Genomic DNA, 20,671 nt, shown 5'->3' with positions numbered 1-20,671 from the left:
ATGGAAGAGAAATTGATTACCGCTGAGGAGAGAAAAGAGCTGGGAAAGAATGTTGCCCGGAGATTGAGAAGGAACGGGCGGATACCAGCAATCATCTATGGTGAGAATAAAAAACCCATACCGATCGCCATCGATCCCAAGCCGGTGCTTCCGCTCATAAGATCGGGAAAGGGGGAGTCTACCATTCTTCGGTTGAAGATCGGAAAGAAAAAGGAGGAGAAGGTAATCATAAAGGACTATCAGGTCGATCCCATAAGGGATACCTTGGCTCATGTTGATTTCCTCCGCATCTCAATGACGAAGAGGATCCGGGTCCATATTCCCATTGTCCTTACCGGCGAGGCAAAAGGGGTAAAAGAAGAAGGCGGAATCGTTGAGTTCTTGCTCCGCGAGGTGGAAATAGAATGCCTTCCTGGGGATATACCTGACCATATAGAGCTCGATATTACCGAGCTGAGGACGGGAGACTCGCTCCACATCTCTGATATAACTCCTCCAGAGAAGGTGGAGATAGTAAGCGATCCAACCCTCACTGTAGTTCACATTGGAGCTCCGGCTAAGGTGGCAGCGGAAGCCGTTGAGGTGACCGAGGAGGCTGAGGAGGCGGTGGAAGAGGAGAAGAAGGAAGTAGAGGAGAAGGTAGAGGAGAAAGAAGAAGAGGGGGAGAAGGAATGATCTTGGCTAAGGAAAGAGAGGTTGAAGGCGGTAGTGGGATTAGGCAACCCTGGGGTTTTTTACCAGGGGACAAGGCATAATTTTGGTTTTATCGCTCTTGATTATCTGGCAGATATCCTCGGGGTGAGGATTGCTGAAGATAGGGGTTTTTATTTAGCTGCTGAGACGAGAATGGAAGGGGAGGAGGTAGTGTTGGTTAAGCCGGTTACCTTTATGAACCTGAGTGGTCGGGCGGTGGCGGATGTCCTTGCTGACTACCCGATTTCCACGGAAGATCTTATTGTCCTCCACGATGATGTCGATATAGAGCTCGGTAGGGTAAGGATTAAGGTAAATGGTGGTGCAGGAGGGCATAAGGGAGTTCTCTCGGTTATTGAGGAGATAGGAACAGAGGATTTCACCCGGATTCGTCTCGGTCTTAGGGGAAGGAGGATAAAGGGGGAGGACCTTTCTTCCTTCGTCTTATCACCTTTCGCCCCAGAGGAGCTGTCGCTGGTGGAGCAGGCTTTGCCCAAAGTGAAGGAGGCAGTGGAGCTCATTATCTCCTGTGGGGTGGCAAAAGCGATGAGTATCTTCAATCGCAGAGATAAAGGAGGAAGAGATGCCTAACTTAATCCTTATCGGTCTCATATCGGGTATCGTGGGTTTCATATCCTCGATCATCCTCTATTTTAGATTGAGGGATAGAGAGAGGATCAAGGAGGAGGCTTATTTCATTGATGCTTCTCTAAATGGGGGGAAGTGGGCGTTTTTCATCTCTATCCCCGTTGCTCTGGTAGTGGCTTTCGTCATCTTCTTAGCTAAAGGGGCTACCCCGATTTTCGGTTTCCTTTTAGGCGTTCTTTTGGCAGTACTTTTCTTGTTTATAGGGGAAAGAGGGATCCTCTATAAGGTGGAGGAGGGGTATTTCTTGGCTTTGGTTGGTGGATTCCTCTCCCTCCTTTTCCTATTTCTCACCTTCCGCTTATTTTCTGGGGGGAAGGGGGTACTCCTTTTTGTCTTGGCTCTTTCTCTGGTGCTCCTTTTCTCCTTTTTCCGGATAGGAAAGGGCATTCTTAGCGAAGGGGCGAGGCTTGCCGGGGGCTTTTCCCCCTCTATTTCCCGAAGGGGATCGGCTTTCTCTACGGTGGTGGAACCGTTTGAAGCCTTGTTTGCTTCCTTTGCCGCTTCCTATCTTCTTCTTCTGGCAGAGCCGGCGAGAGGCTCTCTCCTTCCGTTTCTCCTCTCACTTGTTCTCCTTGGGGTAGGAAGCGGAGTGGTGGGGTTTATCCTTTCCTATATCTCCCGAAGAAAGGTGTTAGTGAACATTTTGGTCTCCCCCCTTCTCTTCCTCATCGGCGGTTTCTTCCTCTGTCGTTATCTCTCCCTTTCCCGGAGTTATTTTCTGGTGCTCCTCGTTGCTATTCTTTTTGGAGTGATTTCCTTCTTTATTGCTCGTTACTACACTGGAGGAAGGAGCGTTGGTAAGCTTGTTGAGTCAAGCAGGACCGGCTCCGCCACCAATATCATAACTGGGTTCGCCTTGGGCTTAGGAAGCACCTTCTATCCCATCTTGCTCCTTTCTCTTCTCGGCTATCTCTCCTATCGCCTTGCTGGCTCTTTCGGGATCGCTCTTTCCGCTCTTTCCCTTTCCCTGCTTGCCCCTTCGCTCTCTTTCATCTCGCTTGTCGAGGCGGTGGAGGATAGTCTGCCTCGAGGCAGAGGCAGCTGGGGGTGGTTTTTCCTTTCCTCTTCATTAGCTGTTCTCTCCCTCATTTTCGCCTACCCGGTGATCGCCCAGATGGTGGCGGTAAGCGTGATAAGCGCCAAGGTGGTGGTGGGGCTATTTGCTGGTGGTGCCTTAAGCTTTTTCTTTGTCTCCTCGGTCCTTTCCGGGGTGAGCAGACTTGCCCGCCGTGATGAGGCGGGAAAAGCCCTTAAGGTTTCTTCCCTTGCCTCCTATGCCGGAAGAAGGGCGCTTATTCCCGTTGTTTTCGCCCTTATCTTTCCACCCTTGGTCGGGTTTCTTCTCGGTAGGGGTGCGCTTGGGGGGATGCTTTTTGGCCTCTTTGCTTCTGGTATTCTCATCGCCCTGATGATGTTCGCTTCAGGAGGAGCCTGGGAGCAGGCGGCTAAGGCGGTAGCTGAAGGGGAAAAGAAGGATGAGTTTTCTCTCAAGGGGGCGACGGACGGAGCCATCGTTGGTTCTCCCCTTGCTCGGGTGGCAGCGCCGGCGGTGCTTAATTTGATGAAGCTTACCGCTCTTTTTACTTTGTTTGTTGTGATGCTCGTTGCGAGGTATGGTTCTTTCTTTTAAATAAGAAACTCCTTGCCCCTCCCCGATGAGGAAGGGGCTATTTAAGCCGAAAGGAGGTAATGATGGAAGAGTTGAAAAAGGCTGTTTATGAAACGACCTTTATTATTGCTCCCACCCTTTCCGACGAGGAGAGGAAGGGCCTCATAGAGGAGATCCTCCTGTTGATCGAGCGGGAGGATGGGGAGATAATGAAGGTTGAAAAGTGGGGTGAGCGAGACCTCGCTTATCCGATAAAGAAGTTTGAGAAGGGATATTATGTCTACATCCTCTATCAGGCTGATCCCGGAGTGGACCGAAAGGTAGAGAGGCAGCTCAAGCTGAAGGAGGAGGTCCTCCGTTATCTCACGGTGCGGATAAAGAAGAAAAAACTGTTAGCGAAACTCCTTGCTGGGGAGAAGGGGGTAGAGGAGAAGGAGGAAATCCCCGCTTCTCCTGCTGAATTAGAGAAGGCGGAGACGGAGAAGGAAAAGGAGGAGAAAGATGTCTCTTAAGGAGAAGAAGAAAAAGGAGAGATTTATAAGAAGGTATCTCTTCCGTAGAAGAAAGGTATGTCGTTTTTGTATAGAAGGGGTAGATTATATCGATTATAAGGATGTAAAGGCATTGCTCCCCTACATTCCGGAACGGGCAAAGATTCTTCCCCGGAGGATATCCGGAGTTTGTGCCAAGCATCAGAGGCAGTTGTCGAAGGCGATAAAAAGGGCAAGACAGCTTGCCCTTCTCCCCTATGTTGCCGATTGATCCTTTAAAGTAAGGGAGTGGAGATAACCTAATGAGGGAAGTAAGATGAAGGTGATACTGTTGAGTAGGGTTTCCTCCCTTGGGGAGAGATGGGAGACTATTGAGGTAGCCGATGGATACGCCCGAAATTACCTTATCCCGAAGGGATTAGCGATACCCGCCACCGAGGCGAACCTGAGGAAGATAGAGGAGGAGCGGAAGCGAGTGGAGCGTAAGGCAGGTAGAGAGAAGGGCAAGGCAGAGGAGCTGGCGAAAAAGCTCTCCGGAATGAAGCTCAGCTTGGTTAAAAAAGCTGGTGAAGAAGGAACCCTATTTGGTTCCATTACCTCGATGGAGATAGCGGAGGCTCTGAAGGAGAAGGGGATCGAGCTTGATCGACGGAAGATCGTGATTGACGAACCGATAAAGAAGGTTGGTACCTACCAGGTGCGGGTAAAGCTTCATACCGAGGTAGAGGAGAAGATCGAGATCGAGGTAGTTCCTCAAGGGGTAGAGGAGAAGGAGGGTTAAGGTTTTCTCAAAGTTTATATCTGGTTTATAAAAACGCTATCCTACCAAGGAGAGGGAGATGAACCCTGAGCTTCATTTGAACAGGGTCCTACCCCATAGTATAGAGGCGGAGCGTTCGGTGTTGGGGGCGATCCTGATTGATGAAACCCTGTTCAATGAAGCGGCGGAGGTATTGCGCGTTGATGATTTCTATCGAGAAGCACATCGTCGGATCTTCGCCAAAATGGCGGAGCTTTGGGAGAAGAAACGAGCCATTGATCTCGTTACCCTCACCGAAGAGCTGAAGGATGCAGGAGAGTTGGATCGGATAGGCGGTCCTGCCTATCTTGCCTCCCTGGTTGACGGAGTTCCCCGTTCCAGCAACATCAGCCACTACGCCCGCATAGTAAAGGAAAAAGCCCTTCTAAGGGAGCTTATCTCCTCCTCTTTCCAAACGGTGGAGAAGTGTTATGCTCAAGAGGAGGAGCTGGATCAGATCATAAGCGAGGCAGAGCAAGCCATCTTCAGGATCGCCGAGGGGAAGATGGGGGGTGGCTTTGTGGGTATCAAGGAGGTGGTGAAGGAGACCTTTAGACATCTCGAGAAGCTATACGAAAAGAAGGAGCTGATAACTGGTCTTCCTACTCCCTTTCTCCGGCTCAATGAGCTTACTTCGGGGTTTCAACGCGGAGAACTGGTCATCATCGCTTCCCGACCCTCGGTGGGGAAGACCAGCTTCTGCCTCAATATCGCTCAGCATCTGGCGCTCTCTGGTGGTCATAAGGTAGCTATTTTCAGTCTCGAGATGTCCAAGGAGCAGTTAGTGACCAGGATGCTTTGTTCCCTCGCCCGGGTGGATTCTCACCGACTTCGCACCGGCTACATCTCAGCCAAGGAATGGAATAAGCTCTCCCTCGCTTTAGGTCGGCTGGCTGAGTGCGATATCTTCATCGATGACAGCGCTGGGCTCTCAATGGTTGAGCTAAGAGCGAGAGCGAGGAAGTTGATGCATGAACGGGGGGTGGATCTGCTCATCATCGACTATCTCCAGCTTCTCCGAATGCCGGGCAGGTTTGAGAACAAAAATCAGGAGATATCTGCCATCTCCCGGGCGCTTAAGGGGCTTGCCAAGGAGCTTTCTATCCCGGTAATTGCGGTATCCCAGCTAAGTCGGGATCCGGAAAAGAGAGGGAGAAGGCCACAGCTCTCCGATCTAAGGGAGTCAGGAGCGATAGAGCAAGATGCCGATCTCGTCCTCCTGATCCACCGGGAGGAGAAGTATCATCCTACCCCGGAGAACCAGGGGATAGCGGAGATAATCATCGCCAAGCAGAGGAACGGTCCTACCGACAGCTTCAAGTTGGCTTTTCAGGAGAAGTATACCCGGTTTGACAACCTTGAATTGAGGACAGAAGAGTAAAGTCTGATGAAAGGGATCACCAACTTCTTTGAGGAGATGGGGAGGTTGTTCCTTCTCCTCATTGATACCATTGGCTGGATATTCCGCCCCCCCCTTTATGGACGGCTTATATTCGCCCAAATGGAGGAGGTAGGTATAAATTCGATGATGGTGGTGAGCATCACGGGGACCTTTACCGGAATGATCCTTGCTCTTCAGACCTACACCAGTTTTCAGCGGTTCGGGGCGGAGAGTATCCTTGGGGGAGTGGTTGCTCTCTCGGTTACCAGGGAGTTGGGACCGGTGCTTACCGCCCTGATGGTGGCGGGACGGGCGGGTTCGGCGATGGCAGCTGAGATAGGGACGATGCGGGTTACTGAGCAGATAGACGCTCTAACCACTATGGCGACCAATCCGGTTAAATACCTTATCGTGCCCCGGTTTCTTGCTGGTCTCGTTATGCTTCCTATACTCACCATCTACACCGATGCTTTGGGGATATTGGGCGGTTACTTAGTTAGCGTGTATCTTTTCGGGACGAACCCTACCGTCTATATTCAAAATACCTTTACTATGCTCCACATCTCCGATATCACCAATGGATTGATCAAAGCGGGTGTCTTCGGGATGTCGCTCACTATCATCGCCTGTTACTGTGGGTTTTATTCCGAGGGTGGCGCTGAAGGGGTAGGGAGGGCTACTAATCGCTCGGTCGTTTTCGCCTCCCTATCCATCCTCATTTTGGACTTCTTCTTAGGGAAGATACTATTTTAGCGGGGTGAGGAAGTGATAAAGCTCGTTGATATCCATAAGTCCTTTGGGGGTAATTGTGTCCTTTGTGGGGTGAATCTTGAGGTAGCTGAAGGGGAGTCGGTGGTGGTAATCGGTAGAAGTGGTTCCGGGAAAACGGTTTTGATCAAGCACATCATTGGGTTATTGAAGCCCGACCGAGGGGAGGTCTATGTAGACGGGGTGAGGATAGATAATATGAAAGAGAAGGAGTTGAACGAGGTGCGGAAGAAGTTCGGGATGCTCTTTCAGGGGGCAGCGCTCTTTGATTCCCTCAATGTTTTCGAGAATGTTGCCTTTGGTTTACGCCATCACACCAATATGACCGAGGAAGAGATAAAGGATAGAGTTGGGGAATGCTTGAAGATGGTGGGTTTGTCCAATGTGGAGGAACTTTACCCCTTGGAGCTTTCCGGAGGTATGAAGAAAAGGGTGGGGCTCGCCCGGGCGATCGCGATGAAACCGAAGATAATCCTCTACGATGAGCCGACCACCGGGCTTGATCCCATAATGGCGGATGTGATTAACAACTTGATTGTTGATCTTAAGAACAAGCTTAAAGTCACCTCTGTAGCTATCACCCACGATATGGTAAGCGCCTATAAAATAGCGGATAGGATAGCGATGCTCTACGGTGGTAGGATAATAGAGGAGGGGACTCCCGAGGAGATAAGGAATTCAGCTAATCCGGTGGTTCAACAGTTCATTAATGGGCGAGCAGAGGGACCAATCCCCACCTTGGAGTAATTATTTAGGGAGAGAAGGATGAAGAGAGAATTAAAAGTAGGGGTCTTTGTAGTATTGGCTTTGGTTATCTTGGCTTACCTTCTCGTCCGCTCGGGGGAATTACCCTGGATGAGGAAGAAGGGCTATCATCTGCGAACGGTGTTCCCTATGGTTGCCGGTTTAATAGAAGGTGCTGAGGTGAGGTTGGCTGGGTATCGGATAGGTGAGGTGGAGAAGATGAACCTCACGGATCGAGGGGTAGAGGTGACCCTGTTCGTCAAGCAGAATGTGAAGATCCACCGGGGGGCAAGAGCGGCGGTGGGTACCATAGGGCTTCTCGGCGAGAAGTATGTAGAGATTACCTCTGGTCCCATAAATGCTCCCTATCTCAACGATGGGGATATGATCTATGGTGAGCCTCCAACCTCGATGGATCAGATCGTATCGGTGCTCAATTCGATAGCTGCTGATGTAGGGGAAACGGTGGGGCATATTAGGGGGTTGATCGCCTCTGAGGAAAGTAAGAAGAAGTGGCAGAGTTTCCTCGAGACCTTCGATCATCTGAATAGACTGGCAAGGGAGCTCTCCACCACCAATAAGCCCAAGGTGGATCAGATGTTTGATAACGCCCAGATGATATCTTCCGATCTCAGGGAGCAGATACCGGAGATAGTGGTTAATCTCCGGGAGTTCACCTTTGAGCTCAAGAATGCGGTTGAGGAAAACCGAAGCGAGATTCAAGAGAGTGTGGAGAATATGAAGAAGCTCTCCGCCCGGCTCGATTCCCTTATTGCCACCTTGGATGAACTTCTTAAGAAGATAAACCAAGGTGAGGGAACTGTAGGAGAGCTTTTGATGGGAGAGGATACCAAACAGAAGGTGAAGGATACTATCTCCGATACCCATGAGGTGATAAGGAGGGTGAGGGGCACCCTTGCCGGGATGGAAAAGGTGAACCTTTCCTTTGGAGTGAGTAGTCTATATTTCGCCAATGATGATGGTTTAAGGAACTACTTCACCTTGGAGTTGGGTTCGGCTAAGGGCTTTGTCCGGCTGGAGTTGGTCGATGACGAGATAGGAAAGAGATACCATTCCACCGAATGGGTGAACACCGTAAGCGGTGATGGTAGTACTACCACCACCATCGAGCGGACAAAGAGGGAGCGAGGTTTCTCCTTTTCCGTTTTAGCTGGTAGGAGGTTTGGTCCCTTTTCCCTCCGCGGTGGGCTGATCGAGTCGGAGATAGGAGTGGGAACCGACCTCTCCCTTGGGGGGAGGGTTCTTCTCAGCTTCGATAGCTTTGATCTCTTAAGGAATGAGGGACCACATCTGAGGTTCACCACCAGGTTTTTCCCTACCCGTCGCTTCTTCTTAGCCGGCGGGTATGACGATTTCTGGGTCAAGGATTACCGTCAGTTCTTCTTCGGTGCTGGGGTGAAGTTCTGAGGGGAAGATTGGCAAAAACGGTCTTCATCTGTCAGGGCTGTGGCTACCGCTCCCCAAAGTGGCTTGGGAGATGCCCTGAATGCGGGGAGTGGAATAGCTTCCTCGAAGAGGTGGCTGAGGAGCGGAGAGAGCCTATTCCCTTGGTTAAAGGGGGTGAGCCAAAACGGTATTCGGAGATAGTGGATGAGAGGGAGCAGTGGATAAAAACCGAGATAAGCGAGTTCGATCGGGTCCTTGGTGGGGGGCTGGTTCCTGGTTCTTTGATCCTCATTGGTGGAGAGCCCGGGATTGGGAAATCCACCCTGATGCTTGAAGTGGCGGAAAGGATGTCCCGGATCTCTCCGCCAGTCCTTTATGTTTCGGGTGAAGAATCGGAGAAGCAGGTGAAGCTTAGAGGGGAAAGGCTCTCCCTCTCTCCCGGTGATTTATATTTTTTTGCCGAGACCTGTTTGGAGCGGATATTGGAGGAGATAGAACGGCTATCTCCGAGGATGGTTGTTATCGATTCCATCCAGACGATATTCTCCCTTCGCTTCGATTCACCGCCGGGCACGGTGAGCCAGATCCGTGAGGCGGCGAATAGGTTTCTCCTCCTGAGTAAGGAGCGGGGCATTTCCATCTTTCTTATTGGTCATATAACCAAGGAAGGGACGATAGCGGGACCGAAGGCACTGGAACACATTGTGGATACGGTCCTTTACTTTGAAGGGGAGAGATACTATGCCCACCGCCTCCTCCGGGCGGTGAAGAACAGGTTTGGACCCACCAACGAGCTTGGTATCTTCGAGATGGGGGAACGGGGGCTTATCCCTGTCCCCAAGCCTTCGGAGTTCTTCCTTTCTGGACGGAAACCCGATGTCTCTGGTTCCACTATTCTTTGCTCAATAGAGGGCTCACGTCCCCTTCTGGTCGAGGTTCAGGCACTTGTTTCAGCGGCAGTCTTCACCAACCCGAGGAGGATGGTTGTCGGACTTGATCCCAGTAGGGTTTTCCTCATTCTCGCTGTCCTCGAGAAGAGGATGGGCTTTCGGATATTGGCAAACGACATCTACATAAATGTGGTAGGCGGGGTGATGGTGACAGAACCGGCAGCCGACCTCGCCGTCGCCTTAGCCCTTTCCTCGAGTGTGAAGAATAAACCTCTTCCTCCTGATCTCGTCTGTTTTGGTGAGGTGGGGTTGACCGGCGAGGTAAGAGGGGTAGCTCAGGCATCGCGCCGGTTGAAGGAGATAGCCTCCCTTGGTTTCTCCCGGGTGGTCCTCCCCCAGGTTAACCTTCCCTCTGCTAAGGAGGGATTGTCCAAGCTCGATTTAGAATTAACCGGGGTTTCCACCCTTTCACAAGCTATTTCGCTTCTCTTTTAATTTGGCTTGTAAATTTTGAAAGATTAATATATGATTACAAAGTTAAGCTTTTTTTGGAGAGGTAATTTCTTGAGGATAAGAAGATGGGTGGCATCATATTCAGGGTTGTTTTTATTCTCCTCTGTGGGGCGGTGGGATATTTTTTCGCCCCCTTTGGGCTCAATGAGAAGATAGGGGTTTTAATTGGGATAGCGATGGGAGGTGGGGCGGTTGCCCTCGATGTTAAGATCCGTCGTACCCCGTTCAAGGTGATCGCCTTTTCCCTTATCGGTCTGGTCATCGGTCTTTCTCTCGCTTATTTCCTTGGTGTTTTGGTGGATCGGGTTCCCTTTTCCGACTTGACCCGTTCTGTCCTCCATATCTTCCTCCTCATCATATTGGGCTATGTGGGGCTGATGGTGGGGGCTAAGAAAGGGGAGTGGTTCAATATAGATGATATCAAGGCGATATGGAAGAGCAGAGATCATGAACGCCGGTTCAAGATATTGGATACCAGCGTTATCATCGATGGGCGTATTGCCGATGTCTGCCAGACCGGTTTTATTGAGGGAATTTTGGTCGTACCCCAATTTGTCCTTCGCGAGCTCCAGCAGATAGCGGATTCCTCGGACACCCTGAAACGGAACCGGGGAAGAAGGGGACTTGATGTCCTTCAGAGATTGAAGAAGATGTCCGGGGTGAGCCTTCAGTTCTATGAGATGGATTTCCCCGATATCAGGGAGGTTGATCAGAAGCTCATCGAATTGAGCCACCAGCTGAGAGCGAAGATCATCACCAATGATTTCAACCTGAACAAAATCGCTCAACTCCGCGGGGTGAAGGTCCTCAATATAAACGAATTGGCAAACGCCTTGAAACCGGTGGTTCTTCCTGGCGAGGCGATGCGGGTCTTTATCCTGAAGGAAGGTAAAGAACCGAATCAGGGGGTGGCTTACCTCGATGATGGGACTATGGTAGTGGTGGATAACGGGAAGAAACACATCGGTAAGACGGTGGATATAGTGGTGACCAGCGTGATTCAGACGCCTGCAGGGAAGATGATCTTTGGCAGATGCGATAGCCAATAGCCAATAACCTGCGATAAACCTTTCCTCCTTCCTCATCGTTTATATTTATGAAAACGATTGGAGGAGAATAAGATGAGGAAAGGCTTAGGTTTTTCCCTCGTATCTTCGTTCATTGTAATTACATTACTTTTCCTTCCCGGTTGTTTCGTTACCAAGGTTTCCCCGGCAGAAGCGGAGAAATACTTTAGCCGAGCAGAGCAGAGGACCGCCTCGCTGGTTAAGGAGATCACCCCGGAGAGCAGGGCGAGTGTAATGAGGATGATCGTCTATGACGGTAGCTCTGAAGAGTTGGTTCAGTTTTCCCTCCCTCTTGCCCTTCTCAAGAGCCTTTCTGAGCAGGGGCTCGATTTGGGGGAGGAGTTTGGCGATCTTGGTCCTGAGGTACGCTCTCAGCTTTCCCAGATAGATCTCAACGAACTCGAGGATCTTCCTCCTTGTCTCCTGATAAAGGTAATGGATGGGAAGGACCGGGTGCTGATCTGGCTCGAGTAGGGTTTTAAAGGATTAGCATACAATCGCCATAGCTGAGGAAGCGGTATTTGTTGGCTACCGCTTCCTCATATGCTTTTTTCGTCAGTTCGCCTCCAGCAAAGGCAGCGACAAGGAGTAAGAGACTCGACCTCGGCATATGGAAGTTGGTGAGGAGTCCCGAGATCACTTCAAAGCGGAACCCGGGGCGGATAAAGAGGGAACACCATCCTGAAGAAGGAACAATTTCTCCTCTTTCTTTGAATACCCCTTCCAGGGTGCGCACGGTGGAGGTGCCGACAGCGATTACCCTCCGTCCTTGAGAAAGTGCTCGCTTCACCTTCTCTGCCGTCTCAGGTGATATTCGGTAATACTCAGGAGGGAGTTCTCCCTTTTTCGTCTCCTCCTCGGTGAGGGGGCGGAAGGTACCGGGACCGATATGGAGGGTTATGGAGGCGAGTTCCACCCCCATTTCAATCAGTTTATTCACCACTCCTTTTGTGAAGTGAAGACCGGCGGTAGGAGCAGCTACCGCTCCGGGAGAGGAGGCGAACAATGTTTGGTACCGTTCCCTATCCTCGGGGAGATCGTCCCGTTTGATATAAGGGGGAAGTGGGGTGTGTCCTATTTTCTCTATTATTGAGTAGAGATCGCCGGAATAGGAGAAGATCACCTCCCGCTCTCCCCTTTCCCCTGAGGCTACCACCTTGGCGATCAACTCCCCCTCACCGAAGACAATTTCGTCCCCCGGTTTAAGCCTCTTGCCCGGTTTCCCCAAGACTATCCACTGGTTTCTCTCTTTTTCCCTCAAAAGAAGGAGTTCCACCTTGCTTCCTGTTTTCCGCCTCCTTCCAATGAGCCGTGCTGGGATGACCCGAGTGTCATTGACTACGGTGAGATCCCCGGCACGAAGGAATGAAGGGAGATGGTAAAAGTAAGAGTGGATTATTTCCCCCTTTTCCCGGGAGAGGACGAGCATCCGGGAGCGATCCCGCTCCGCAAGGGGGAATTGGGCGATCAATTCCCGGGGGAGGTGGTAGTCGAACTCCTCGATCCTCATAGTTCTTTCCTTGAAAGGGAAGCCTAACATAGCCGGTCTTTTTTGTCAACGAGTGGTTGACAGTGACTTCTTCCTCATTATAAAATGGAGTTCGCTGCTAAAAGAAAATGAAGTTCCTAAATATATACCATTTTCCTCTCTATTATGATATTGCCTTCCAATATCGGGATATACCTCTTGAATGTGATTTCATCGAGTTGATGTTGGAAAAGCAGGCGAAGACCGAGAATCGCCTCATCCTCGATATAGCTTGTGGCTCGGGGATGCATATTGTGGAGCTTGGACGAAGGGGATATACGATGCACGGGTTCGATCTCTCTCCAGAGATGATCGACTTCAGCACCAAGAAATGCAAAGAGATAGGTCTTTCTCCCCTCCTCTGGGTAGATGATATGCGGAACTTCACCCCTCGAGGAAGCTATGGGATGGCGATAAATATGCTTACCACCTTCAACTATCTCACCGATAACGATGACATCGTTGCCCATCTTAGAAGGGTTGCTGAGGCTCTTTCTCCTGGGGGCATCTATCTCATTGAACTTCATCATCCTCGAGATTTCTCCGATCTCTCCGCCTCGGTTGCCCAGGAATGGATGGAATCGCGAGGGGATATTACGGTGGAGTGCTCCTTTGATTATCAGCCGGAGGCAACCGATCCCATTACTCAGATAAGGCGGAACAAGGTTAGGTTTGAGGTTACTGAAGGAGAGGTGAAGAAGGTATTCGAGGAGGAGCAAGAGGTGAGGGTGATTCTGTTTCAGGAGTTTAACCTTTTCCTCGAATTCGAGGGATCCTTCGAGCTGGTGGCGGCAAACGGTGCCTTTCGAGAAGAGCAGCCTCTGGACAACTCGGAGGATTCCTGGCGGATGATCCTCACCTTACGGAAGAAGCTTTAGCTTCCCCCGCCCAGTAGATAGGCAAGTATCCCCACCAGGTAGAACTTACCATCAACTACCAGGGAGAAGACTATATCCCGTCGGAGGAGCCCTCTCTGATGGAGGAATAGGTAAAGGGAGGCATATCCTAACGGGATTAGAAGAACGAGAGCGAGGAAATTTCCAAAGAGGGCAAAGTAGAGGAGAAGGTCCAAGCTGGCGAGTAGGAGCAGGAAGATAAGCAGCGATTTGGTCTTCTTCTCCCCGATGGTGGAGGGTATGGTTTCCCTTCCAGTGATCCTGTCCGCCCGGATGTTTTTTATGTCAAACATAATGGAACGAATGGCGGCAAGGAGCGCCACATAGAGGAAGGTGAACAAAAGGGCGGGCGAGAAGAGTTTATTCCTACTTCCGATCACTGGAAGGAGGACCACCACCGTTCCCCAACCAAGGGAGGCGAAGATATCCTTAGAGGTAGGGATGTCCTTCAACCTTCCAAATTTGAGGATACGGCTTATCGAAGGGGGGAGGATTCTTATTCCGTAAAGGATGCCAAGGAAGATGGCAGCAAGAAGGAGAAGGAAGGTGAGCCCCCCCTTGGTAAGGGCGAGGACAAGCGAGGATAAGGCGGAGATGAGGGCGGTGGCAAGGAGGGGGGTGCGATAACGGATGTAATAGCTCGCCTCCGATATCTGTCCCAGAAGCCTTAACCCCTCAGGATCGGTATAGTAGTTGAGAAGATGGATCGAGAGAATGTAGAGGGAAGCGATAGCTGTAGAGGTGAATGATGGTTCGATCCCTAAGAGGCGGGCGCTTCCATAGGTGAGGAAGAAGACTCCGATGGCGGTGTAAAGGTTCCCCTTGGTGAGGAAGCGAAGGAAGAAGAGAAAGGCAGCAAGGAGAGGAGAAAGTTGCCTCAGCTTTATCTCCCGCACTCGGTTCACCACCCGTTCGATCATCCATTTGGGGGTAGAGGCTCCAGCAGCAATACCTATCGCGGAAAAAGGAGTAACCATAGCCTCAGTTATCTCCTCTTCCGTCTCCACGAGGTAAGCGGGCTTTCCTTCCTCCTTTACTATCTCGAACAGTCGTTTGGTATTAGCGGAGTTCCTCCCCCCAACCACAATTACCACATCAGCCTCACCCGCAATTTTACGGACCTCTTCCTGTCTCTCGGCAGTGGAGTTGCAGAGGGTGTCGAATATCTCGGCGTCTGGATACCGCTCCTTTATTTTTTTAACCAAGTGGTGGAAGCGTTCCCTACTCTGGGTACTTTGGGCGACGATACAGAGTTTCGTTTCCCCCTTATTGGGAAGGGAGGCGAAATCGGCTTCCTCTTCCACCACTACTCCCCTCCCTCTGGCAGAGCCGAGGAGCCCAGCTACCTCGGGGTGTCCCTTATCCCCAATGATTACTACGGTGCATCCCTTCTCGGCATGCTCCCTTATTATCTTATGTATCCGAGAGACGCGAGGGCAGGTGGCGTCGCAGATGTTTGCCCCGAGCTCTTCCAGCTTCTTTCTTCTCCTTGGGCTGATGCCATGGGTTCTAATGATCACCCTTTTCCCCTTTGCCTGGGCAAGGTCTGAGAGGGGATATACCCTCTTTGCTTTGAGTACCTCTACCGCCTGGGGATTGTGGATGAGGGGTCCATCGGTATAGATTACCCCATCTGCTCTCTCTGCCTCTGCGAGAACGATATCCACCGCTCGCTTCACCCCCATACAGAAGCCGCCCTTCTTTGCCAATATAAGTCGCCACTTTGCCATCGATTCCCCCTTTTCCTCAGTTGGAAAGGATGATAATATGAAATTGGGTGGGTTGTCAATGAGGTTGAGATGAAGCTTTATATCCTTGGCTCCGGATGTGCTCTTCCTTCTCCGAGAAGGGGCTCTCCCGGGCTTGCCCTGATAGTGGAAGAGGAGTTGATATTGATCGACACTGGCTCGGGAAGCCTCCGGATGTTAGGGAGACTCGGCCTTCCTCTTGCCTCCCTGCGGTTTCTCATCTATTCTCATTTCCATCCCGACCACATCGCTGACCTGGTGCCCCTTCTCTTCGCTCTCAGGACCGGTGTTTTCTCCATTCCTACCCTTACTGTTATCGGTCCTCCTGGGCTTCCCGAGTTGTGGCAGGGGCTGAGAGAGATATATAAGGAATTGATCGTCCCCAAAGGGGTAGGTATTAGGCTGATCGAGGCAGAGCGGGGAGAGCTCTCCTTTGATAACTTCAGTCTTAAGATAAGTCCGGTTCTCCATTCCGATTCAAGCCTTGCCTACCGGTTTACCGATAAAAGGGGAAAAAGCCTGGTCTACTCCGGGGATACCGATTATTGTGAGGAGATAGTAAGTTTAGCTAAAGAAGCCGATCTCCTTGTCCTTGAATGCTCCTTCCCTGAAGGAAAGAAGGAACCAGGTCATCTAACCCCAACCCTTGCCGGTAGAATAGCCCGTGAGGCTTCTGCTAAGGTACTGCTTCTTACCCACTTTTATCCCGTTGTCGATCGCTCCCCCATTCTAAGAGAGGTTAAGAGGGAATTCTCCCGTGAGGTGATATTGGCTGAAGATGGGATGGTTGTTCCTATCCTCTGATAATAATCTCAGCTTTCCTCGTTCGTTATCCCATAGCGTTTTATCATCTCGCTCAGGGTGGTTGGCTTGAGTTTTAGGAGATCGGCTGCTTTCTTCTGCACCCCTCCCGCCATCTGGAGGGATTTCACTATGAGGGTCTTCTTGAACTCGTCCACCACCTCCCTGAAGGATATCCCTTCCGGTGGTATATCTATGGGGATGGGCACCTCGATCTTGGGGTGTACGATGTAGTGCGGAAGGAGGTTGATATCTATTCTCTCCTTTGTGTTGAGCACTACCGCCCGTTCGATTACATTCTCCAACTCCCGCACATTCCCTGGCCAATTGTAGTTGATTAGGCATTCAAGCGCTCGCTCGGTTATCTCGCAAGGTTCTTTATTGTTCTCCTTGGAGTATTTATCGATGAAGTGACGCACGAGAAGCGGTATATCGTCCTTCCTTTCCCTGAGTGGAGGTAGCTCTATGGTGATAACATTTATTCGGTAGTAGAGGTCCTCTCTGAATTCGCCCTTTTCCACTGCCTTCTTCAGGTCCACATTGGTAGCAGCAATGATCCTGACATCAACCTTTATCGTCTCCACCCCGCCGAGACGCATAAACTCCTTCTCCTGGATCACCCGGAGTAATTTCGCCTGTGTCTCAAGGCTTATCGTCCCTATCTCGTCGAAGAAGATGCTTCCCCCATTAGCCACCTCAAACAGTCCTTTCTTGGCGGTTACTGCGCCGGTGAATGCTCCTTTAACATGGCCAAAAAGGTTGCTCTCGAGGAGGTCTGGGGGAACATTCCCCGAATTGACCACCACAAACCGCTTGTTCGCCCGGGGGCTGAGCTGATGGATGGCAACCGCGACCAACTCCTTTCCCGTACCGCTTTCTCCTTGGATGAGGATAGTGCTTTTCGATGGCGCTGCCTGCTCGATTAGGCGAAATACCTTGAGCATCTTTTTGTTCTTACCGATGATATTATGGAAGCTATATTTTTCTCGAAGCAGTCGGCGGAGGGCACGATTTTCCTCGGTAAGTCTCTTCTGTTCGAGCGCCCGCTTTATCGTGAGGATGATCTCCTCGTTGCGGAAGGGCCTCGTTATATAATCGAACGCCCCCTTCCTCATCGCAGCGATGGCGTTCTCTACCGAGGCGTAGGCGGTGATCATTATTACTACCTGTTCTGGGTCCTCCTCTTTTATCTTGGTTAGGGTCTCGATCCCGTCCATCTCCGGCATCATCACATCCAGGATGACCAGGTCGTAGATCTCCTCAGATAGCTTGGAAAGCGCCTCCTTGCCGGAGGAGGCGGTGTCTATTAAATAACCCTCCGACTTGAGGAGGGTCTCCAATACTTCCTGCATATCCGGCTCGTCATCTACGATTAATATTTTCTCCTTCCTGTTCATTTCTCCTCCGGTAAATCGGCAATTTTATACTGAAGTTGGTTCCCTTTCCAGGCGCGCTTTTCACTGAGATCGAACCAAGATGTTCCTGAACAATGCCATAGCAAACGGTGAGCCCAAGCCCCGTTCCCTTCTTCTCCTTGGTAGTGAAGAAGGGTTTGTATATCCGATTCAGGTTCTCCTCAGGTATCCCCATACCAGTGTCTCTGATGTTGACTATGATCGAAGAGTTGACATTGTTGGTACTTATCCCCAATTCTCCTCCCCGGGGCATTGCCTCCTTGGCATTTATTAGGAGGTTTAAGAAAAGCTGTTGCAGTTTCCCCTCGTCACCATAGGTTGGAGGGATGTCCTCTTTGAGAGCCAACTTTAGCTTTATGTTCGCGTTTCTTAATTGATGGTCAAGCAGGGATAGGGTATCGGTTATTACCCGGTTTACATCCACGGGGCGGAACGATGGCTCCTTCCTCCGAGTGAAATTGAGGAGATTGTTCACTATCTGTGAGGCGCGAAATGCCTGTTTTTCCATCTTCTTTAGTAGCTCGGTGTTGGGGTCATCCGGTGGGAGTTTACGGAGCAACATCTGGGTATAGCTGGCAATACCGGTGAGAGGGGTGTTGACCTCATGGGCAACGCTTGCTGCCAGGAAGCCGAGAGAGGCGAGTCTTTCCGATTGAGCCAGTTGTTCTTCCAGTGTCACTCTCTCAGTGATATCGTCAATGATCAAAACTTTTCCGTATATATCTCGTTCCTTGCTCAGAAGTGGCGCTACCGAAACACTCACCGTTCGCTCCTCTCCCTTTGGGGTAGGGAGGCGGAGTTTATAGAGGTTGGTTATCTCTCGAGAGCGCCATCCGTTCTTGCCGAGAAAACCAGATATTTGAGAGAGGAACTCCTTAGGGAATATCTCGGTTATCTTCTTTCCCATTACCTCCTTACGGCTAAGCCCATATATCTCGCTCAGCTTCCGGTTCCAACTCACTATCTCTCCTTCGGGGTCGATGACCAGAACGCCAGCGTTCACGCTTTCCACGATATTCTCATGGTACTCCTTGAGTTGAGAAAGTTCCTTTATCTTCTGTCTTAAGTTTTGATAGAGGAGGGCGTTCTCTATGCCCATCGCTGCCGGCGTAGTTATAAGGGAAAGAAGCTGAAGGTCTTCTGAACTCAAGAGGTCATTTCGTTCCTTCCTTCCTAAAGCGATCATTCCTATTAGCTCTCCCTTGGTGGTCAGGGGTACGAGGTAGAGGAGCTCCTCCTCCGCTAATTTCCTCTCATCAGCCAGATACCTCGCGTCGTCCGAGAGCTCAGGGAAAAGGATGTAATCTCTTCCGATGAGGGTTCGGGAGAGATAATGGGAGAACTCCTTGCTGAGAACGATAGGTTCCTGTTTTCCCTCAGGATGAACCTCAGAAAATCGTTCCCCATCGTTTAAGAAGATCGCCACCGACGATACCTCGAGGAGTCCAGCGATCCTGCTTTTTAGCCGGAAGAGCAGTCTCTCAAGGTCTACCTCAGAGCTCAGTTCGTAGGTGAACTCCCTTAGGGTAGCCCTGATATCGTACTTCTCCCGGTACCATAGCCGATCGAGATAGTGCTCGATCCCCCTCTTCAGTGGAGCGAACAGGATAGCTACCAACAGGGTGGTAAGGAAGGTAATGAGAGAGAGGATCTCCGGCTCCACCCCAGTGAATATGCGGGAGAAAAGGCTTATAAGAAGGAGATAAAGACCCATCACCGATCCGATGGCAAGGCCGAATACCATCCCCCGCTTGAGGAGCACCTCGATATCCATAAGCCGATAGCGGATGATAGCATAAGCAAAGGAGATAGGAATGATCGCCAGAGGAATAATGGAGAAGAAGGTGACAAGCTCACTGGCTCGGTTGAGGAGGAAGGAGGGAATATAGATGAGGATGAAGGGGGTAAACCCAACGGTGATGCCGGAGAGCATCCACTTCGCCTGTTTCTTCACCACGAAGTCCTTGGCAATGCGGAAGGTTTTAAGGAGGACAATTATGGAAAGTCCGAAGAAAAGAGCAAGATGAACCAGCTCTACTCGGGAGAGGACCATCATTTGGCGATTGAGCCGGACCAATTCACCTTTAGAGAGTCGATTGAAATTCATCAGGATGAGATGGCTCAAGAAGAGAGAGATTGCTGGGGCGTAGAGCAAGGGAAGAAGCCTCCTCCTTCTTTCTGAAGGGAGTCGTTTCTGGGGAAAGAGGAGGAAGAAGTGGAGGAGAAGAGGGGGCAGAAATAGCCGAGAGCTCTCATCCAGCCAATAGATCGTTTTGTCCAACCATCCAGAATAGATGGTCGGTGAATAGGTGAACAGAATGAAGAAAAGGAGCGATAGGAGGAAGAAGTGGTAGCTCCCAGGAACGGCTGGTCCCCGCCTCAGGAAGACAGAGATCCCAACAACGAAGAACGATATCCCTACGAATGAGAGATATAAGAAGGCGTTATTGTTGGTAAGAGGTATCCCCCCCAGGGTGAGCTTCGCCCGAATCAGCCTTCCTTTCCTTAAAACGGTGTATTCCACCTTATCGCCGGGCTTGAATTGGAAGAGTATCTTCCTCGCGTCCTCGGGACGGGGAAGTTTTTCGGCGAGTATCACCGGTTTTCCCCTTTCCTTAATGAAGGTGTAGTTGATCCTATCGGGAAGTGAGGAACTGAAGAAAACCTCTTTCTTTGTTCCTCCTTTTTCTTTGATCGTTCCCTTTACCGCAAGGAGCTTGTCCCCGGTTCTGAGACCAGCTTTGAAGGCAGGGCTTCCTTGGTGTACTTCAAGGGTGGGAGTGGTCTCTTCTCCAAATATCCAAGAAGCACCATCGGTCGGTTCACGGTAGGTCATTCGGTTGTAGATGCTCACTATCCCTAAAACAAAGAGAAGAAGGGTAATGAAAAGTATACCTCCTCTCTTTATTCCGATGGAGCTTATTTTTCTTGTCCCTTTACTCGATCCCATCTTGTCTACCTAAAATACCCACTGAAACCCACCCTTTATTCTTCTCGGTTTTCCCCAGGGGATGATCCTATCGAGGGTGAAGAAGCAGGGGGTTTGGTTATTGAGCAGGTTATTGAGCACGAGGAAGAACTGCCATCTCCCCTCCCCAGACAGGGGAATATCCTGAACCAGCTTCAAGTCGAGCCTCGAGGGAAGTTCCACACCCCCCTCATCAAGAAAGAGAGGGGTCAGGTTCAGCAAATACTTCGCCTCAAAACTCGTCCCCGTCTTCTTTATCACCCCCTCGAACGAGGTCACTAAATCATGGGCTAACTGATAGGATA

Annotated in this window: 20 protein-coding genes; 15 read left to right on the top strand and 5 right to left on the bottom strand. The window is 50.7% G+C overall.

The annotated features are described in order from the left end of the window. From J7L64_07940 to J7L64_07880, 13 genes are all read left to right on the top strand, one after another. Positions 1–675 carry a 50S ribosomal protein L25/general stress protein Ctc gene (locus J7L64_07940; GenBank protein ID MCD6452273.1) on the top strand — a complete coding sequence of 225 codons (675 nt, stop codon included), beginning with the start codon at positions 1–3 and terminating at the stop codon, positions 673–675. A 21-nt stretch (positions 676–696) separates the two neighbouring features. Continuing rightward, the gene (locus J7L64_07935; protein ID MCD6452272.1) at positions 697–1,284 is read left to right on the top strand and encodes an aminoacyl-tRNA hydrolase; all 588 of its coding nucleotides are present in this window, start codon (positions 697–699) and stop codon (positions 1,282–1,284) included. Next, positions 1,277–2,971, top strand: a complete 1,695-nt coding sequence (locus tag J7L64_07930) for a sodium/proton-translocating pyrophosphatase (protein MCD6452271.1) — start codon at positions 1,277–1,279, stop codon at positions 2,969–2,971. Before J7L64_07935 ends, J7L64_07930 begins: the two co-directional genes overlap by 8 nt. A gap of 59 nt (positions 2,972–3,030) precedes the next feature. Then, positions 3,031–3,462 (top strand): 30S ribosomal protein S6, encoded by a 432-nt coding sequence (gene rpsF, locus J7L64_07925; GenBank protein ID MCD6452270.1) that lies wholly within the window; start codon positions 3,031–3,033, stop codon positions 3,460–3,462. Next, positions 3,452–3,712, top strand: a complete 261-nt coding sequence (locus tag J7L64_07920) for a 30S ribosomal protein S18 (protein MCD6452269.1) — start codon at positions 3,452–3,454, stop codon at positions 3,710–3,712. Before rpsF ends, J7L64_07920 begins: the two co-directional genes overlap by 11 nt. Before the next feature lie 45 nt (positions 3,713–3,757). Beyond that, positions 3,758–4,222: a 50S ribosomal protein L9 gene (gene rplI / locus J7L64_07915; GenBank protein ID MCD6452268.1), complete on the top strand. Its 465-nt coding sequence runs from the start codon at positions 3,758–3,760 to the stop codon at positions 4,220–4,222. A gap of 58 nt (positions 4,223–4,280) precedes the next feature. Continuing rightward, positions 4,281–5,621, top strand: coding sequence for a replicative DNA helicase (gene dnaB / locus J7L64_07910; protein MCD6452267.1), 1,341 nt, complete (start codon positions 4,281–4,283; stop codon positions 5,619–5,621). 6 nt (positions 5,622–5,627) lie between these two features. Further along, positions 5,628–6,374: an ABC transporter permease gene (locus tag J7L64_07905; GenBank protein MCD6452266.1), complete on the top strand. Its 747-nt coding sequence runs from the start codon at positions 5,628–5,630 to the stop codon at positions 6,372–6,374. 12 nt (positions 6,375–6,386) lie between these two features. Next, the gene (locus tag J7L64_07900; GenBank protein ID MCD6452265.1) at positions 6,387–7,136 is read left to right on the top strand and encodes an ABC transporter ATP-binding protein; all 750 of its coding nucleotides are present in this window, start codon (positions 6,387–6,389) and stop codon (positions 7,134–7,136) included. An 18-nt stretch (positions 7,137–7,154) separates the two neighbouring features. Further along, complete coding sequence (locus tag J7L64_07895) at positions 7,155–8,561, top strand: MCE family protein (protein ID MCD6452264.1); 1,407 nt, start codon at positions 7,155–7,157, stop codon at positions 8,559–8,561. 8 nt (positions 8,562–8,569) lie between these two features. Further along, positions 8,570–9,925 (top strand): DNA repair protein RadA, encoded by a 1,356-nt coding sequence (gene radA / locus J7L64_07890; GenBank protein MCD6452263.1) that lies wholly within the window; start codon positions 8,570–8,572, stop codon positions 9,923–9,925. 83 nt (positions 9,926–10,008) lie between these two features. Beyond that, positions 10,009–10,992, top strand: coding sequence for a TRAM domain-containing protein (locus J7L64_07885; protein ID MCD6452262.1), 984 nt, complete (start codon positions 10,009–10,011; stop codon positions 10,990–10,992). Positions 10,993–11,064: 72 nt separating this feature from the next. Beyond that, positions 11,065–11,484, top strand: coding sequence for a hypothetical protein (locus J7L64_07880; protein MCD6452261.1), 420 nt, complete (start codon positions 11,065–11,067; stop codon positions 11,482–11,484). Positions 11,485–11,488: 4 nt separating this feature from the next. Here J7L64_07880 and queA read toward each other — a convergent pair whose 3' ends face one another. Then, positions 11,489–12,520 (bottom strand): tRNA preQ1(34) S-adenosylmethionine ribosyltransferase-isomerase QueA, encoded by a 1,032-nt coding sequence (queA, locus tag J7L64_07875; GenBank protein MCD6452260.1) that lies wholly within the window; start codon positions 12,518–12,520, stop codon positions 11,489–11,491. 107 nt (positions 12,521–12,627) lie between these two features. On the opposite strand from queA, the gene J7L64_07870 reads away from it, so the two are divergent. Continuing rightward, positions 12,628–13,416 (top strand): class I SAM-dependent methyltransferase, encoded by a 789-nt coding sequence (locus tag J7L64_07870; protein ID MCD6452259.1) that lies wholly within the window; start codon positions 12,628–12,630, stop codon positions 13,414–13,416. Here the strand turns inward: J7L64_07870 and ispH are convergent. Then, a complete protein-coding gene (ispH, locus tag J7L64_07865; GenBank protein MCD6452258.1) occupies positions 13,413–15,164 on the bottom strand; it encodes a 4-hydroxy-3-methylbut-2-enyl diphosphate reductase in 1,752 nt (583 codons plus the stop codon). The genes J7L64_07870 and ispH overlap by 4 nt on opposite strands. Positions 15,165–15,233: 69 nt before the next feature. On the opposite strand from ispH, the gene J7L64_07860 reads away from it, so the two are divergent. Continuing rightward, the gene (locus J7L64_07860) at positions 15,234–15,986 is read left to right on the top strand and encodes an MBL fold metallo-hydrolase (GenBank protein MCD6452257.1); all 753 of its coding nucleotides are present in this window, start codon (positions 15,234–15,236) and stop codon (positions 15,984–15,986) included. Between the two features lie 8 nt (positions 15,987–15,994). On the opposite strand, the gene J7L64_07855 is transcribed toward J7L64_07860, so the two are convergent. From J7L64_07855 to J7L64_07845, 3 genes are all read right to left on the bottom strand, one after another. Further along, positions 15,995–17,380 (bottom strand): sigma-54-dependent Fis family transcriptional regulator, encoded by a 1,386-nt coding sequence (locus tag J7L64_07855; GenBank protein ID MCD6452256.1) that lies wholly within the window; start codon positions 17,378–17,380, stop codon positions 15,995–15,997. Further along, a complete protein-coding gene (locus J7L64_07850; protein MCD6452255.1) occupies positions 17,346–20,348 on the bottom strand; it encodes a PAS domain S-box protein in 3,003 nt (1,000 codons plus the stop codon). Before J7L64_07850 ends, J7L64_07855 begins: the two co-directional genes overlap by 35 nt. A gap of 9 nt (positions 20,349–20,357) precedes the next feature. After that, on the bottom strand, positions 20,358–20,671 hold a 314-nt coding region (locus J7L64_07845), incomplete at its 5' end, for a hypothetical protein (GenBank protein ID MCD6452254.1).

Source organism: Acidobacteriota bacterium (assembly GCA_021161905.1).
In the GTDB taxonomy this organism is placed as follows: Bacteria; Acidobacteriota; B3-B38; order Guanabaribacteriales; family JAGGZT01; genus JAGGZT01.
This window is presented reverse-complemented; position numbering and strand designations above follow the sequence as displayed.